Here is a 15,936-nt window from a genome sequence, read left to right as displayed (position 1 = left end):
GCCTCCTGCGCGACGTCGCCGAAAACCGCCAACTCGGCGACGTCACCACCCTCACCGACGCCGGCGTCATGGACCTCATCCAGAACAAACTCCCCACCGCACCCAGCGAGGACTGACCGAGACCGAAAAAGTCGAGGGTCGGTTTCGGTGACCACCGAAACCGACCCTCGACCTGTGACCCCCAGAAGTGAGGAACCTGCAAGAGGCCGGCGAGCAACACCGGATTCTCACGTCCCCGTCGGGACAACCGGCGTGCTCACCTCTGCCTTTGCCATCGGCACGACCGTCGGCGCCAGCACCACGGCCTCCGAACGAATCGACGCTCGAATTCCCCCGGAAACGGGCCTGTTGTCCTGGGGCGGTGACCGACTCAACCGGCGGCTGCGGCGACCGGGTGAACCGCGCGGTGATTTCCTCGACCTGTTCCCTGATCCGTGGAAGAACTGGTTGCTCGATGCGGTGCCAAAGACGACCTGGAGCTTCCTATGAAGATCGGCAGGAGCGCCGTGCTTCTGGCTGTGGCGGTGGGAACCGTCGTGTTCGGAGCAGGCGGAGCAGAGGCTGACAGTCCTCATGGCAAGAAGGGCGGAGAACAGGTCAACAACTGCACCGTCGTCTCCCTTGTTAACATTTTGGGCGGCCCGCAACTCGACTGCGTGAATATGCAGACCTCAGGCAGGGGCCATGGCGATGCAAAGCAGGTGAACAACTGTCAGGTATTCGTTCTGGCCACCGTGGGGAACCTGCAGGTCCTTCCGCTGCGGCTCGACGAATCGAGCACCACGTGCCGGAACGTCAGGCACTGAGGGTAAGGGTGCCGTGCAGTTCACGGCTGCGACCGTCACCGCAATGCTGTGCCACGTGAGTGAACCTTGCGGCAGATACTTTGAACTCCCCGACACCCCTTGGAACATCTAGGGCAAGTGACCCAGCCATTGAGGAGATGGAGATTCCGATGGGCATCGGCAAGACTGCTGCGCTTCTGGCAGCCGCTACTGGAACCGTGATGTTCGGGGCGGGCGGCGCGGAGGCGTACGGCGGGGGCGGTGGGACCAGTGGCGCGCAGATCAACAACTGCAAAAGCGTTTCCATGATCAACATCATCGGTGGCCCCAGGGTCAACTGTCTGAACGTCGACGGCAAGTCCGGCAAGCACCACGGCCCGCAGGTGAACAACTGCAGCGCGGTTCTCAGCGTCGTGGGCAACACGATCTTCTTCCCTATCGAGGACACCCAGGGGCCGAGCGTCAACTGCGCCAACTTCCGATACTGACACCATCGGAAGTCCGCTGTTCGCTGCGTCCGTTCAGGTGAAGCTGGGATCAGTCCCAGGTCCTGAATGTCTGCCTTTCGTTGTCCCGGGCGACGCGGTCACGTGATGGAGAGCCTGGTGCGAATGTCCGAACAGGGAAGAATTCCGGAACTGATTCATCAGACCTGGGCGGACATTGACGTGCCTGCTCAGTGGCGGGAGTGGGTGGATTCCTGGAAGAAATTCCACCCGGGCTGGAAGTACCGGCTGTGGACGGACACGGAGAGTCGCTCCTTTCTTGAGGAACATTATCCGTGGTTCGTGCCGGTATATGACGGATATCCCGACCCGGTCATGCGTGCCGACGCCATCCGGTATTTCCTGCTCGGCCATTTCGGCGGAGTGTATGTCGATCTCGATGTCGAGTGCCGGCGTCCGGTGGGCGAACTGCTCACTGGACGCGGGCTCGTACTCGGGTGCGAGCCGGAGCTTCACACCCGCTTGCCGCCGGCCCGTCACCGGGCTCTGGGACGCATCGTCGGCAACGCGTTCATCGCCTCCGCTCCGGGGCATCCGTTCTGGGCGCATGTGCACAGGGAGCTCGTCCGTACCCACCTCCTGCCCAACTCCCTGGACGTGTCGGGGCCCTTCTTCCTCACGCGTGCGCTGGAGAGCGCGGCCGAGCCCGAATCGATCACCGTGGTGGGCCCGGAGCTGCTCTGTCCCAAGGTGAACCCCGTCGCGGTCCGGCTGTTCGGGCCGCAGGAAACCAACCACGACCACGCCTACGCCGTGCATCACGGGGCCGGGTCCTGGGCCGCGGAGGAGAAGTGGGCGCCACGGACCCCGCCGCGCACCCGGGTGAGGTTCTGGGCCAGCCAGGGCATGCGTCCCTTCGCCGACGGGGCCTTCGACCTGGAGGCGCAGCGCCGCCGTTGGTCCTCGGGCGCCCCGGCGCCGACGGTGTCGTGTCTCATGGTGACCAAGGACCGCCCGGAGCTGGCCGAGCGCGCGATCCGGTGCTTCCTCGCCCAGACCTATGCGAACAAAGAGCTGGTCGTGGTCGACGACAGCACGAACGACGCGCTGGAACAGCACGTCCGAAGTCTTGGCGACCCGCGTATCCGTTTCCAACGGCTTCCTCCGACCGGGCAGACACTCGGGGCGCTGCGCAACATCGCGGTGGACCTGGCCACCGGCAGATACGTCTGCCAGTGGGACGACGATGACCTCTACGACCCGGAGCGGGTCGAGGTGCAGATGGCAGCGGTCCTCGCGCTGGGCGCCGATGCGTGCTTCCTCGCGCGGCAGCGGCTGTGGCGGCCCGCCCACCGTCTGCTCGCCATCTCCCACCTCCGCGTATGGGAGGGCACCATGCTCTGCGCGAAGGCCGCGCTGCCTCGCTACCCGGAGCAACGCCGTGGTGAGGACACTCCGGTCGCGGCCCACGTCGTCGGCAACAGCCGGGTCGTCTCGGTCGACCTACCAGAGCTGTGTACCTACGTGTGCCACGAGAACAACACCTTCGAGCCTGACCACTTCCAGCGCATCTTCGACGTCGCTCCCCAACTGTGGACCGGTCATGACTATGCCGAGCAGGTCGTGGCGATGGCCGCACGGGTACCCCTCGGCCCGACAGACCTCGTCCATGCCATGACCGACACCGCCGGGAGGGAACCCGGCGTGAGCACGGAGGCAAGCCCTGAGCCGGGCCCCGACTCCCTGCGGGCACACCGGGCAAGGTGGGTGGTCAGTGAGCCGGCCCCGGCGCCCACCCCCGACCGTCCCTCGGTTCTGGTGCTCACCCCGGTCAAGGACGCGGCCCGGTTTCTGCCCGGCTACTTCGGCAACCTCCGGAGTCTGGACTATCCACGCGAGATGATCTCCCTCGGTCTGCTTGAGGGCGACAGCAGGGACGGCACCTGGGACGTGCTTCAGCGCGCGCTGCCCGACCTGGAACAGCAGTACCGCCGGGTGACGCTCGCGCGTCACCACGCGGGGGTTCGCCTGCCCGGGCAGCGCTGGGAGCCGGGCGTGCAACGCGAGCGCAGGGCGGCACTGGCGAGGGTGCGCAACCACCTGCTTTCCCGGGCCCTCGCCGACGAGCAGTGGGTGCTGTGGATCGACGCCGACGTGACCGGCTACCCGCCCGACCTCATCCAGCGGCTGCTGGCGGCACGGAAGGACATCGTCGTGCCGCACTGCGTCAGCGAGCCGAACGGACCCACGTACGATCTCAACACCTTCCTCCTGCGCCCGGAAGCACGTGGCCTGAACTGGACCCAGTGGATCCGCGACGGAATCCTGCAACCCCCCAGGGGATTCGGCAGGACCTATCTCGACGAACTCGGCGGGCACGAACTCGTCCGCATCGACTCGGTCGGCGGCACGGTCCTGCTGGTACGGGCGGATCTGCACCGTGCGGGGCTGGTGTTCCCGCCCGTCCCCTACCAGCACCTCATGGAGACCGAGGGCCTCGCGGCCCTGGCCAAGGACATGGGCACCACGTGCTGGGCCCTGCCCGGACTCGAAGTGGTGCACCCCCACCACTGGTCGGAACCGGTCGGCCGACCGACCACACCGACTGTCCCAACAGGCGCCCCGCCGGAAAATCGCCACCCGGCTCCGGCGGCCGAAGGAAAGGACGACGAATGAGTGCCCCTCGCCCACCTGCGGTCTCGGTGGTCATCCCCTGCTACAACTACGGCCGCTATCTGCCGCGGACGCTGGACAGCGTGGTCCGGCAGACGTTCGCCGACTGGGAGATCGTCATCGTCGACGACGGCAGTACCGATGACTCTCCGGCGGTGGCCCAGGCGTTCATCGACCGGCACCCCGACCGGCGCGTCCGGCTGCTCCACCAGGCCAATGCAGGGGTCTCCGCCGCACGCAATGCCGGGATCGCCGCCGCGGCCGGCCGCTACATCCTGCCGCTCGACGCCGACGACGTGATCGACCCCACCATGCTGGAGAAGACCGCGGCCCTGCTCGACGCCGAACCCGACATCGCGATCGTTTCCACCGATCTCTTCGTGTTCACCGACGCGGAGGACGTGCCGCCGCAGGTGCTGTCGCTCCCGCCGTACGACAGGGAACTGCTGCTCGAACGGCTGATCATGTTCTACTGCTCGCTGTACCGCCGTGAAGCCTGGGAAGTCGTCGGCGGCTACAACGAGCGCATGCGGGTCGGCGAGGACTGGGACTTCTGGATCGGCTGCGCCGAGCGAGGATTCGTCGCCCACCATCTTTCCGAACCACTGTTCGGGGCACGCAACAAGGACACCGGTCTCCACGTGGAGGCAGCCGAGAACGATCTCACCGTCCGCGCCCGGATCGTGGCCAACCACCCCACCTCGTTCAAGCCCCTGACCAGGGCATGGGCACAGGCCCTGCTCGAACAGGAGGACTCCTACCGAAGCGACGCGCGCGTGCCCGACGACATCCTCAGCCGGGCCGGAGAAATGGACCAGTTCCTCCGCGTCGTCATGGACCTGCAACGTATCGCGCGCACGCAGCGCTACCGCATCCAGTACCTGGAACAGGCCCTGGCGGAGCGGAATCTGCCGAGCCAGACCGGGCCCGGCGCCCAGCCCACGGCAGTGTCCGACCGTGGCGGCCAGGGCGAACCGGCGGGCATCTACACGGACATGCAGGAGTCTTTGGCGCAGGCCTCGCCTTTCACATGGTGAATGGCCTCGACGCATGGGCCGACGAGGATGTCCGGCACATCGGCCGAGGCGGCCCTCCCGCTCGACGAACTGCCGCGCCGCCGCCGTGTTCGCCGCCCACTTGTCGCCCTGGGTCCGCTGCACCGGCTGCTCCTCGGCGGCGGTCTCCAGGCCAAGCACGTGGGTGAGCATCCACTGCTGCGCGAAGGCGCGCTTGTCCCACCCAGGCGCTGCGCCTGGACCCGGCAGCCGCGATCCTCGCCCTGGACCACGACCACGCCCGGTTCGGTCGGGAGGCGGCCGCCGGCCTGGCGGTGGGCGCGTGCGTGGTGGAAGCCGCGCTGCCGGCCTGACCGACCACCCGGTGGGTACCGCCGTGGGTGGCTTGTACGGGGCCTGGGTGCGCCGGTGGCGGCAGCCCGCGGGTTCCTGTGCCGGGGGCGGGGCGTGGTGGCGGGGCTATTCATTCGGTGGGGAGGGAGTCCAGGAGGCTTTGTACGGTCTTCAGGTCCTCGCTGTCGGCCGCGTCGCCGAGAGTGAGGGCTTGGCGGAGGAAGGAGCGGGCCTCCTGGGTCTCTCCCAGTTCGATCAGGGCCTGACCCAGGTCCATGAGCATTTGGGCCTCCAGATAGGGGATCCCGATCTGCTGCAGTAGGAGCAGGCCGCTGCGGAAGTGGTCGGCTGCCTCGCGCCACTGCCCGGCAGCGGCGCAGTCGCGGCCTAGTCCGCCGATCGCTCGGGCGCGGTAGTGGCTGGCGAGGTACCCGCTTACCGGGCAGTCGGGCGCGTCCAGGAAGGCGATCACGCGCTCATGCAGGGCCAGGGCTTCCCTCGTGCGGCCGAGGTCGCGCAGGCATGCCCGGTAGCCGAACATGGCCTGGAGCCAGCCCTCGCGGTCGCCGGCGGCTTCGAACAGGTCGACGGCGGCGCGGGACTTGTCGAAGCGTTCCTGCGTCTGGCCGAGCTGGCTGTGGGGCCATGCCGCGTACAGCAGTGCCCAGGCCTGCTGGGAGAGATCCTGGGCGCGGCGGGCGTATTCCAGCGCCTCGTCGGCCCGTTCGATGGCCTCCTGATACCGGTGCTGGAAAATCAGCACGCCGGAGTAGTGGTTGAGGTGGACGGCCTGCAGGTAGGGGTCGTCGAGTGCGGCAGCGGCCTGGCTGGACAGGCGGTAGACGTCGGTCCAGTGCCCCCAGTAGATGCACAGGTTGCCGAACCATTGCATGGCCTGAGCGGTCTCCACGACGCGGAGGTGTTCACCGTGAGCGGCGGCGCTGCGCAGCGCGGCGTACCAGGCGGTGGTTTCGCTCTCGAGCCAGGTGCGGGCCTGCTCCGCGCTCTCCAGGGGGACCGGGCCCTGCCTGGGGGGCGGCGGTGCCGCGTGGTCGGGTTTGAACCAGTGGCCAGCGGCGGCGGCGGTGTCCAGCAGCCAGGTGCGCAGCCGCTGGTCGGCTGCTTCCCGCTGGTCGGGTGTCTCTTCCCGGGCCAGGCGGGCGCGGGCGAACAACCGTAGCAGGTCGTGCAGTTGGTAGCGGCCGGTGTGGGTGGCCTGCAGCAGCCCGGCCTCCACCAGTTCCTCCATGACGTCCTCGGCGTCGAAGATGTCGGTGGCGGTGAGCGCGGCTCCGTAGTCGGCGGTCATGTCCGGCCCCGGCACCAGGCTGAGCAGCCGCAGCATGCGGGCCGCCTGGCCGGTCAGCTGCCGGTAGGACAGTTCGAAGGCCGCCTCCACCCGCACGTCCCCGGCGGTGAGCGCGCCCAGGCGGCGTTCCTCGTCGGCCAGGCGCCGGACCAGGTGGTCGATGCTCCACCCGGAGCGGACGGTGAGCCAGTTCGCCGCCACCCGCAGCGCCAGGGGCAGGTATCCGCACAACTCCGCAACCCGCGCGACGGCCTCGGTTTCCGCGTCGGCTCGCTCGGGGCCGAGGATGCGGCGCAGCAGCTGCACCGCCTCGTCCTGCGCCATCTGCGGCAGTGCGAGGCGGTCGACGTCCTCCAGGCCGGTCAGCGGGCGCCGGCTGGTGACCAGCACCAGACTGGCCCCGCCCCCGGGGAGCAGCGTACGGATCTGGCCTTCGTCGCGGGCGTTGTCCAGGACCACCAGGCACCGGCGCTCACCGAGCAGCGCTCGCAGCAGTCCCGCACGCCCAGCCGCGTCCTCCTGAGCCAGCTCCCGGTCCGACACCCCCAGGGCTTTGAGCAGCTGCAGTAGCGCCTCGGCCGGGTCCACGGGGCCGTCCACACCGTGCAGGTCCACCATGAAGCATCCGTCGGGGAACTCCTCGGCCAGGTCCGCCGCCGCCTTCAGCGCCAGCGTGGTCTTCCCGCACCCCGGGGGACCCGAGACGACCGTCACCGACGTCCCCACGCCGCTGCACACCCGCTCGGCAGCCTCGCGCAACCGTGCCAGCTCACGATCGCGCCCCGTGAAGTCGCCCACCGAGCGCGGCGGCACAGCCGTGCCGGCCACCGCCGCCGCACGCGCCGGACGGCCCGCCCGCGCCGCGACCAGCAGTGCCTCCCGCTCCGCGCCCACCAGCCCCAGCCCGTCCGCGAGCGCCACCACCGTGCGCCGCTGCGGAACCCGGCTACGGCCTCGCTCCATGTCGCCGATCGCCCGGACGCTCACCCCCGACGCCTCGGCCAGCTCCTCGATCGTCCAACGGCCCTGCTGCCGCAGACCACGCAGTACAACCCCGAACGGTCTCTCGCCGGACACAACCTCTCCCTCTCCTCCCCGACCGGGGAAATACGACGCGGTTTGCGCTGTCGCAGGACGCCTCCGGCCGACCGGCCCGCACGCCCTCCGACCCGACGTTCCCCGCACGGCTCTCGAATGAGAGCGGTGCCACTGGTCGGGGCGGAAACAGGCCGGTCACCGCTGATCATCAAAAGATGCGCGGACGGAGAAGACCGTTCGGTAGCCGCAGGTCACAGCGTAGACCCTGTCCCTCCGGCGGCCGATGTCCGGATCAGGCCACGGCGCGAATCGCCGACCGCTTCCCCATGGCCGCACCCGCGCCACAACCCGGCCCACCTCCTCGGCCCGCGCTACGCCCAGCGCATCCCGAGCACGGTGACGGCCGCCGGGGCGGCGCTCTCCGCACACCTCGGTGTGCTCCGCGCACCCTCGCTCGCTGCCGGGCCCGATCATCGTGACCCGCTGACCCTGGTCAGGGGCGCCGGTCCCCGACTGGTCACCCAAGAATGACCAAGGGCCGGTTTCGGACACCTCCGAAACCGGCCCTGATCTGCGACTGTCTCCAGTCGGGACGACAGGATTTGAACCTGCGACCCCTTGACCCCCAGTCAAGTGCGCTACCAAGCTGCGCCACGTCCCGTTCGCGCGACTCGCGGTGAACCGCGTGATCGCGCGAAGAGCACTTTACCGCACGTGCGGAGGTGCGCGGTCAGGGGCTTGGGCAGGGCGGGGCAGAATCGACGGTATGACGAATGCGGGCGCGGCGGGCGGACGGGATCGGGACCCGGAGGGGCGGGCGCGCAGTGCGCGACCGCGGGACGGGCTCGGGCGGCCCCTGGCGCACGGCGCGCAGGGGGTTCCGCGGCAGCCGGAAGGGGTCGTCAGGGCGCCGCGGGACACGGTCGCCGAAGCGCAGGCGCTGCTCGACGCGGGCAGGCCGTTTCACGCGCACGAGGTGTTCGAGGACGCCTGGAAGTCGGGGCCCGGGGACGAGCGGGCGCTGTGGCGAGGGCTGGCGCAGCTTGCGGTGGGGCTCACCCACGCGGCCCGGGGGAACGCGGTCGGCGGGGCGCGGCTGCTGCGGCGCGGTGCGGGCGCGGTCGAGGAGTGGGAGCGGGGAAGGGGCGAGGACCGGCCGTACGGGATGGATCTCGCCGGGGTCGTCCGGTGGGCGCGGGAGCTGGCCGGGCGGGTGGCGGCGGGGGGCGGCCCCGTGGACGCCGTGGCCGAGGCGCCCCGGCTCGGGCCCTGACACGCCGCGGCCGTGCGGACGGGCTGCCGTCGCCGTCCGTGCGGAGGCGGTGGACGCGCGGTCAGCGGCATACGGCAGACTCGGTGGCGTGCGAAAGATTCATGTCATCGGTATCGGCGCGGGCGACCCCGGGCAGCTGACTCTCCAGGCGGTCGGGGCGCTGCGCGGCACGGACGTGTTCTTCCTGCTCGACAAGGGCGCGGAGAAGAGCGAACTCACGCGGCTGCGCCGGGACATGCTGGACGCGCACCTGCCCGAGGGCTCGTACCGGGTGGTCGAGGCCCGGGACCCGGAGCGGGACCGCGCGGCGGGCGGGTCTGCGTACTCGCCGGCCGTCGGCGACTGGCGCAGCGCCCGCGCCGGCGTCTACGAGCGGATGATCGCCGAGGAACTGGGCGAGGGGGAGACCGGCGCGTTCCTGGTGTGGGGGGACCCGGCGCTGTACGACAGCACGCTCGGGATCCTGGAGGAGGTGCTGGAGCGGGGCGCGGTCGCGTTCGAGTACGACGTGGTGCCGGGTGTCAGCAGTGTCTCCGCGCTGGTCGCCCGTCATCGCACCGGCCTGAACCGGGTCGCCCGGCCCGTGCAGATCACCACCGGGCGGCGGCTCTCGGAGGGCTTCCCGGAGGGGGTGGACGACGTGGTCGTGATGCTCGACGCCCACCAGGCCTTCCGGCGCTACGCGGACGAGGACATCGACATCTACTGGGGCGCCTACATCGGCACCCCGGACGAGATCCTCGTCTCCGGGCCGCTCGCCGAGGCCGGACCGGAGATCGAGCGGGTGCGGGCCGAGGCCCGGGAGCGCAAGGGGTGGATCATGGACACGTATCTGCTGCGGAGGAATCCCGGGGAGCGGTAGTCCGGTTCAGCCGGCCTCCTCCGGAGCGAGGGCCGCCCACCGCAGTACGGCCGCCACGTCCGGTACGGCCGTCACCCCGGCCGGCAGCGGCGGGCGGCGGACGACCACCACGGGCAGCCCGAGTTCCCGCGTCGCCGTAAGTTTCGCCGCCGTGGCCCCGCCCCCGCTGTCCTTGGTCACCAGCACGTCGACGCGGTGCGCCCGCAGCAGGTCCCGCTCGCCGGCGACGGTGAACGGGCCGCGCGCGAGGAGCACGTCGGTGTGCGGGGGCAGCGGTGGGTCCGGCCGTTCCACCGAGCGGACGAGGAAGTGCTGGTCCGTCAGGTGGGCGAAGGCGGCCAGGCCCAGCCGTCCGGTGGTGAGGAACACCCGGTCGCCCAGGCCGGGCAGCGCCTCGGCGGCTCGGGCCAGGGACGGGACGTCGTACCAGCGGTCGCCGGGGACGGGCCGCCAGCCGGGGCGGCGCAGGACCACCGCGGGGACTCCGGTGGCCGCCGCCGCGCGGGCCGCGTGCGCGGTGACGGACTCGGCGAACGGGTGGGTGGCGTCGACCAGCGCGTCGACCTGGTGCGCCCGCAGCCAGCCGGCCAGCCCCTCGGCTCCCCCGAAGCCACCGGTCCGCAGTTCTCCCGCCACCGCTCGCGGCCGGGTGGTGCGTCCGGCCAGGGAGGTGGTCACCCGGACCCCGGGACGGTCGGCCAGCGCGGCGGCGAGACGGCGCGCCTCGGCGGTGCCGCCGAGGACCAGGACGTGCCGGGGCCGCGACGGGCTCGGGGGCGGCACGGGCTCCGACGGCGGCGGGAGCTGCGGGGGCTGGGGAGACAGCGGGGGCATGAGGGTGAGCGTACGAGGTGGCGGGGGGCCTTCGCCGGGCGGCCCGTTGCCGTCGTCCCCGCGGGGGAGCACGGCCGGAGCAGACGCGTCGAGCCCCCGCTAGCGCAGCAGGAGCTGGACGCCGCCCACGATCGTCGCCGCGATCACCAGTCGTTCGAAGAGCCGTTGGTCGATGCGGGGCACGGCCCAGCGGCCGACCAGGGCGCCGGGGACGACGAACACCACGAGCGCGGCGTCCAGGAGCAGGGAGTGGGCGTCGATCAGACCGAGGCCCGCGCTGAAGGGCACCTTGGAGACGTTGACGATGAGGAAGAAGAAGGCCGAGGTGCCGAGGAAGCCCAGTTTCCGGAAGCCGGCGGAGAGGAGGTACAGGGACATCACAGGGCCGCCCGCGTTGGCGACCATCGTGGTGAATCCGCCGAGCACTCCGTAGGAGCGGGCCTTCAGCCGGCCCGAGGGGGTCGTCACCGCGTCCGGCGCGTCCTCGGCGCCGGCGTCCTCACGGCGTCGGCGCCACAGGGTGAGGCCGGTCATCAGCAGCAGGATCGCGCCGATCGAGGTCCGTACGATCCCGTCCCCGGCCCACATCAGGAACAGCGTGCCGGCCACCACGCCCACCGCGACGGCCGGGAACAGCCGCCACAGGGTGGGCCAGTGGGCGTGCCGCCGGTAGGTGAGGACGGCGAGCACGTCGCCGGCGATCAGGATGGGCAGCAGGACCCCGGTGGAGGCGCGGGCGGGCAGGATCGCCGCGAAGACGGCGAGGCTGACCGTGTTGGCGCCGCTCACCGCGGTCTTGGAGAAGCCCACGAGGAGGGCCGCGAGGGCGAGGGCGGCGAACTCCCAGCCGGATATGTGCCAGAGCGTCATCATGTTCATGCGGAGACCGATGCTATGCGCGGACACCGGTCACCCGCATGCACCGGCCGCCACACGCGTCGCACCGGCCCCGCCCCCGACCGGGGCCGGTCAGCCCGAGTACCGCGCCCGCAGTTCCCGCTTGAGCACCTTCATGCTCGGCCCGAGCGGCAGTTCCCCGGCGAACTCCACCCGCCGCGGGTACTTGTGGCGGCCCAGATGCTCCTTGGACCACTCGATGACGGCGGCGGCGTCGAGGGCCGGGCCCTCGCCCTCGGCCGGGACGACGACCGCGCAGACCTCCTCGCCGTGCAGCTCGTCGGGCAGGCCGATGACGGCGACCTGGGCGACGGCGGGGTGCCGTACCAGGACCTCCTCGACCTCGCGCGGATAGACGTTGTAGCCGCCGCGGATGATGACGTCCTTCTTGCGGTCGACGATCCGCAGGAAGCCCTGCTCGTCCTTGGTGCCGAGGTCGCCGGTGCGGAACCAGCCGTCGACCAGCGCCTCGGCGGTGGCCTCCGGACGGCCGAGGTAGCCGGAGAAGACGTTGTGGCCGCGGATGACGACCTCGCCCAGCTCGCCGGGCGGCAGCAGTTCGACCCGGCCCTCCACCTCGGCACGCGCGATCTCGGCGTCGACGCCCCACAGCGGGTGGCCGATGGTGCCGGCCCTGGTGCCGAAGGCCGGCTGGTTGACGGTGGCCGTCGGCGAGGTCTCCGACAGCCCGTACCCCTCGTAGATCCGCGCGCCGAACGCGGCCTCGAACCGTTCCAGCACCGCGACGGGCAGCGAGGCGCCGCCGGAGATGCACACGCGCAGCGCGGGCAGCACGTCGGCGTCCGCCGCGGCCGCCGCGAGCGCGACGAACATGGTGGGCACGCCGTGGAAGGTGTTGACGTTCTCCTTCACCATCAGCTCGATCGCGCGGGCCGCGTCGAAACGGGGCAGCAGCACGAGGGTGGCGCCCGCCCGCCAGGTGGAGTTGAGCGAGACGGTCTGCCCGAAGGCGTGGAAGAGGGGCAGCGCGCCGAGGGCGATGTCGTCGGGGCGGATGTCGTTGGCGTCGAAGGCGCAGACGGTCGCGTTCATCACCAGGTTGAAGTGGCTGAGCACGGCGCCCTTGGGGACGCCGGTGGTGCCGCTGGTGTAGAGGATCACGGCCGGGTCGTCGGCGGCCCGGGTGACGTACGTGGTCAGCGGTTCGGCCTCGGCGGCGAGCCGGTCGAACTCCCCGCCCAGGGTGACCACGCGGACGCCGAGGGCTTCGGCGGCGGCCCGGCCGGCCGCGGCCTGCGCCGGGTGGACGAGGAGCAGGGTGGCGCCGCTGTCCTTGAGCACATGCTCGATCTCGCCCGCGGACAGCAGGAGGTGGACGGGGACGACGACACCGCCGGCCGCGGCGACGGCGTAGTAGGCGAGCGGGAACTCCGTGGTGTTCGGGGCCATGAGGGCGACCCGGTCGCCCGGCCGTACGCCGAGGCCGGTGAGCGCGCCCGCCTGGGCCAGTGCCGCCTGCCACGCGTCGCCGAAGCTCAGCCGCCGTTCCCCTTCCACGAGTGCGGTGCGGGCGGGACGGCGCCTGGCGTTCTCGGCCAGGATGGCGGCGACGGACAGGGTTGCCATGGAGGGCGGCTCCGTTTCCTTGCTGCGGTTCGCGTGCCGAACCGGTCGTACTGTCGTTCCTCGGCGGGATTCCCTCGGGGCGGGAGGGAATCCCTCGTCGAATGGTGGTCAGGACCTCTCGAGTCAGGGCCTCTCGAGTCAGGACCGCTCGACCAGCACCGCGCTTCCCTGGCCCACGCCGACGCACATGGTCGCGAGCCCGCGCTCGGCGCCGGTGCGGCGCATGCGGTGCAGCAGGGTGGTCAGGATGCGGGCGCCCGAGGAGCCGAGGGGGTGGCCGAGGGCGAGGGCGCCGCCGGTGGGGTTGACCAGCTCGGGGTCGATGCCGAGCTGGTCGACGCAGGCGAGGACCTGGGCGGCGAACGCCTCGTTCAGCTCGGCCTCCTGAAGGTCGCCGACCTCCCAGCCGGCCCGCGCGAGCACCTTGCGGGTGGCGGGCACCGGTCCGATGCCCATGACGTCGGGGTGGACGCCCGCGGAGGCGCCCGCGACATACCGGCCGAGGGACTCCAGGCCCAGTTCGCCGAGCACCTCCTCGCTGACCAGGAGCAGGCCGGCGGCGCCGTCGTTCATCGGCGAGGTGTTGCCCGCGGTGACCGTGCCGCCCGCGCGGTAGACCGGCTTGAGGCGGGCCAGCTTCTCCAGCGAGGTGTCCTCGCGGATGCACTCGTCCTGCTCGACCACGATGCCGTCGGGGCGTTCGACGGGCAGGATCTCGTCGGCGAAGACACCGTTCTTCCGCGCGGCGGCGGCGAGTCGGTGGCTGCGCAGCGCGAACTCGTCCTGCCGTTCACGGGAGATGCCGTGGCGGGTGGCGACCTCCTCGGCGGTCTCGCCCATGGCGAGCACGCCGTGCAGGTCCTTCATGGCGGGGTTGGTCAGGCGCCAGCCGAGCCGGGTGTCGAAGGTCTCCATGCGGTGCGGCAGCGCCTCGTCGGGGCGGGGCAGCACGAAGGGGGCGCGGCTCATGGACTCGGAGCCGCCGGCGATCACGATGTCGGCCTCGCCCGCGGCGACGGCGCGGGCGGCCGTGGTGACGGCTTCGAGGCCGGAGGCGCACAGCCGGTTGACGGTGGCGCCGGGCACGGACTCGGGCAGGCCCGCGAGCAGGGCGGCCATCCGGGCGACGTTGCGGTTGTCCTCGCCGGCCTGGTTGGCGGCGCCCCAGTAGACGTCGTCGATCCTGGCGGGGTCGAGGGTGGGCACCTCGGCGACCAGTTGGCGGATCACGGCCGCGGCGAGGTCGTCGGGCCGGACGGACGACAGGGCTCCCCGCAGCTTGCCGATGGGGGTGCGGCGGGCGGCCGCGAAATGGACGGGACGCACGGGTTCGACTCCTGACCTACGACGGTGTGGATCAGCGGACCTGAACAGCTCTTAATTAGCACTGCTAGTTTTGGACTATAGACCCAGGAACGGCCCCCTGGGAAGATCCTCCGGAACCGTACCGAGGCAGTTGGAGGAGAGATGCCCCACGTTCGCGCGCATGTCCTCGACGGCACCCGCGGCGCACTCGCCGTCCGCGAGTGGCCCCACCCCGCGCCCCGTTTCCTCGCCCTCCTGGCACATGGGTACGGCGAGCACGCGGGCCGGTACGACGGGCTCGCCGCCGTCCTCAACGGACACGGGGCCGCCGTGTACGCGTCCGACCACCTGGGGCACGGGCGGTCGGCGGGCGAGCGGGTGCTGATCGAGGACTTCGAGGACGTCGTCGCCGACGCGCACCGCGTGGCCGGCCTGGCCCGCGCCGCCCACCCGGGGCCGCCGCTGGTCCTGGTCGGCCACTCCATGGGCGGGCTGATCGCGGCGCGCTACGCGCAACTGCACCGCCCGGAACTCGCCGCGCTGATCCTCTCCGGGCCGGTGATCGGCGCCTGGGAGCTGCCGGGCCGGCTGCTGGCCCTGCCGGAGATCCCGGACACGCCGGTCAGCCCGGCCGCGCTCTCCCGCGACCCGGCCGTCGGGGCCGCGTACGCCGCCGATCCGCTGGTCTGGCACGGGCCGATGAAGCGGCCCACCCTCCAGGCCTTCGTCCGCGCCCTGGACGCCGTCGCCGCGGGCGGTGACCTCGGCACCCTGCCGCTGCTGTGGCTGCACGGGGACGACGACCGGTTGGTGCCGCTGTCCGGCAGCCGGCCCGGCGTCGAACGGCTCGGCGGCGACCGCACCGAGCGGATCTTCCCCGGGGCGCGGCACGAGGTGTTCCACGAGACGGTGAAGGACGAGGCGTTCGCGGAGGTGACCCGGTTCCTGGACCGGGTACTGGCCCGCTGAGCAGCGCTGTTTGCGTCCCGCGACGTGGGGCACCCGCCCTTTCGGACGAGAGCGTACGCACTGAGGTGTACGTCGTACGACGCTGATGAAAGGGGACGTACTCACCATGACCGTGGTGAAGAGCACGCTGTCCGACAAGGCGCTCGGGGTCACCGGTCCCGCGCTCCAGGACACCCTGGTGGACCTGCTGGGCCTGTCGCTGATCGGGAAGCAGGCGCACTGGAACATCGTCGGTCCCCGGTTCCGCTCGATCCACCTCCAGCTGGACGAGGTGGTGGCGACGGCCCGTGCCCACTCCGACACGGTCGCCGAGCGTGCCGCCGCGCTGGGGGTGCCGCCGGACGGCCGGCCCGAGACGATCGCGGCGACCTTCGCGCTGCCCGGGACCAAGGACGGCTGGCTGCGGGACACCGAGGTGGTCGAGCTGATGGTCTCGACCCTGGAGGCGGCCATCGCACGGCTGCGCGAGCGGATCGCGGCCACGGACGAGGCCGATCCGGTGACGCAGGACCTGCTGATCGGCATCACCGCCGACCTGGAGAAGGAACGCTGGATGTTCGCGGCGGAGAACCAGCCGCGCTGACGCCCGCCTCGGAACGGAAGCTGACA

Annotated in this window: 14 protein-coding genes and 1 tRNA gene; 9 read left to right on the top strand and 6 right to left on the bottom strand. The window is 71.4% G+C overall.

The genetic code is table 11. From position 1 onward, the window contains the following. Positions 1-252 precede the first annotated feature (252 nt). The 5 genes from AB0927_RS35535 (at position 253) to AB0927_RS35515 (ending at position 4,941) form a co-directional block, all read left to right on the top strand. Entirely contained in the window at positions 253-489 is a 237-nt protein-coding gene (locus tag AB0927_RS35535) for a hypothetical protein (protein ID WP_366671953.1), read from the top strand. Beyond that, complete coding sequence (locus AB0927_RS35530) at positions 486-806, top strand: hypothetical protein (protein ID WP_366671952.1); 321 nt, start codon at positions 486-488, stop codon at positions 804-806. Before AB0927_RS35535 ends, AB0927_RS35530 begins: the two co-directional genes overlap by 4 nt. Before the next feature lie 149 nt (positions 807-955). Continuing rightward, the gene (locus AB0927_RS35525; RefSeq protein ID WP_366671951.1) at positions 956-1,273 is read left to right on the top strand and encodes a hypothetical protein; all 318 of its coding nucleotides are present in this window, start codon (positions 956-958) and stop codon (positions 1,271-1,273) included. A 123-nt stretch (positions 1,274-1,396) separates the two neighbouring features. Next, on the top strand, positions 1,397-3,907 hold the full coding sequence (locus AB0927_RS35520; RefSeq protein ID WP_366671950.1) for a glycosyltransferase: 2,511 nt from the start codon (positions 1,397-1,399) through the stop codon (positions 3,905-3,907). Beyond that, the gene (locus AB0927_RS35515; RefSeq protein ID WP_366671949.1) at positions 3,904-4,941 is read left to right on the top strand and encodes a glycosyltransferase family A protein; all 1,038 of its coding nucleotides are present in this window, start codon (positions 3,904-3,906) and stop codon (positions 4,939-4,941) included. The genes AB0927_RS35520 and AB0927_RS35515 overlap by 4 nt, the downstream gene beginning before the upstream one ends. Before the next feature lie 442 nt (positions 4,942-5,383). On the opposite strand, the gene AB0927_RS35510 is transcribed toward AB0927_RS35515, so the two are convergent. Beyond that, complete coding sequence (locus AB0927_RS35510; protein ID WP_366671948.1) at positions 5,384-7,639, bottom strand: helix-turn-helix domain-containing protein; 2,256 nt, start codon at positions 7,637-7,639, stop codon at positions 5,384-5,386. Between the two features lie 548 nt (positions 7,640-8,187). Next, positions 8,188-8,261: transfer RNA gene (locus AB0927_RS35505), tRNA-Pro, on the bottom strand. A 105-nt stretch (positions 8,262-8,366) separates the two neighbouring features. Here AB0927_RS35505 and AB0927_RS35500 point away from each other — a divergent pair. Together AB0927_RS35500 and cobF are read left to right on the top strand one after the other, a co-directional pair. Further along, positions 8,367-8,873, top strand: a complete 507-nt coding sequence (locus AB0927_RS35500; RefSeq protein ID WP_366671947.1) for a DUF309 domain-containing protein — start codon at positions 8,367-8,369, stop codon at positions 8,871-8,873. Positions 8,874-8,961: 88 nt separating this feature from the next. Continuing rightward, positions 8,962-9,735 (top strand): precorrin-6A synthase (deacetylating), encoded by a 774-nt coding sequence (cobF, locus tag AB0927_RS35495; protein ID WP_366671946.1) that lies wholly within the window; start codon positions 8,962-8,964, stop codon positions 9,733-9,735. Positions 9,736-9,741: 6 nt separating this feature from the next. Here the strand turns inward: cobF and AB0927_RS35490 are convergent, their stop codons facing one another. From AB0927_RS35490 to AB0927_RS35475, 4 genes are all read right to left on the bottom strand, one after another. Next, positions 9,742-10,569: a cobalt-precorrin-6A reductase gene (locus AB0927_RS35490; protein ID WP_366671945.1), complete on the bottom strand. Its 828-nt coding sequence runs from the start codon at positions 10,567-10,569 to the stop codon at positions 9,742-9,744. Positions 10,570-10,668: 99 nt separating this feature from the next. After that, positions 10,669-11,448 (bottom strand): sulfite exporter TauE/SafE family protein, encoded by a 780-nt coding sequence (locus AB0927_RS35485; protein ID WP_366671944.1) that lies wholly within the window; start codon positions 11,446-11,448, stop codon positions 10,669-10,671. Between the two features lie 90 nt (positions 11,449-11,538). Continuing rightward, positions 11,539-13,053, bottom strand: coding sequence for a long-chain fatty acid--CoA ligase (locus tag AB0927_RS35480; protein WP_366671943.1), 1,515 nt, complete (start codon positions 13,051-13,053; stop codon positions 11,539-11,541). A 138-nt stretch (positions 13,054-13,191) separates the two neighbouring features. Further along, complete coding sequence (locus AB0927_RS35475; RefSeq protein WP_366671942.1) at positions 13,192-14,379, bottom strand: thiolase family protein; 1,188 nt, start codon at positions 14,377-14,379, stop codon at positions 13,192-13,194. 141 nt (positions 14,380-14,520) lie between these two features. Between AB0927_RS35475 and AB0927_RS35470 the strand changes: the two genes are divergently transcribed. After that, positions 14,521-15,327: a lysophospholipase gene (locus AB0927_RS35470; RefSeq protein WP_366671941.1), complete on the top strand. Its 807-nt coding sequence runs from the start codon at positions 14,521-14,523 to the stop codon at positions 15,325-15,327. A 106-nt stretch (positions 15,328-15,433) separates the two neighbouring features. Continuing rightward, positions 15,434-15,910 carry a DNA starvation/stationary phase protection protein gene (locus AB0927_RS35465; RefSeq protein ID WP_366671940.1) on the top strand — a complete coding sequence of 159 codons (477 nt, stop codon included), beginning with the start codon at positions 15,434-15,436 and terminating at the stop codon, positions 15,908-15,910. Positions 15,911-15,936: the final 26 nt, after the last annotated feature.

It is taken from the genome of Streptomyces sp. NPDC048106 (assembly GCF_040706415.1).
In the GTDB taxonomy this organism is placed as follows: domain Bacteria; phylum Actinomycetota; class Actinomycetes; order Streptomycetales; family Streptomycetaceae; genus Streptomyces.
Note: the sequence above shows the minus strand (reverse complement) of the source record. Positions and strands in the feature narration are given on the sequence as shown.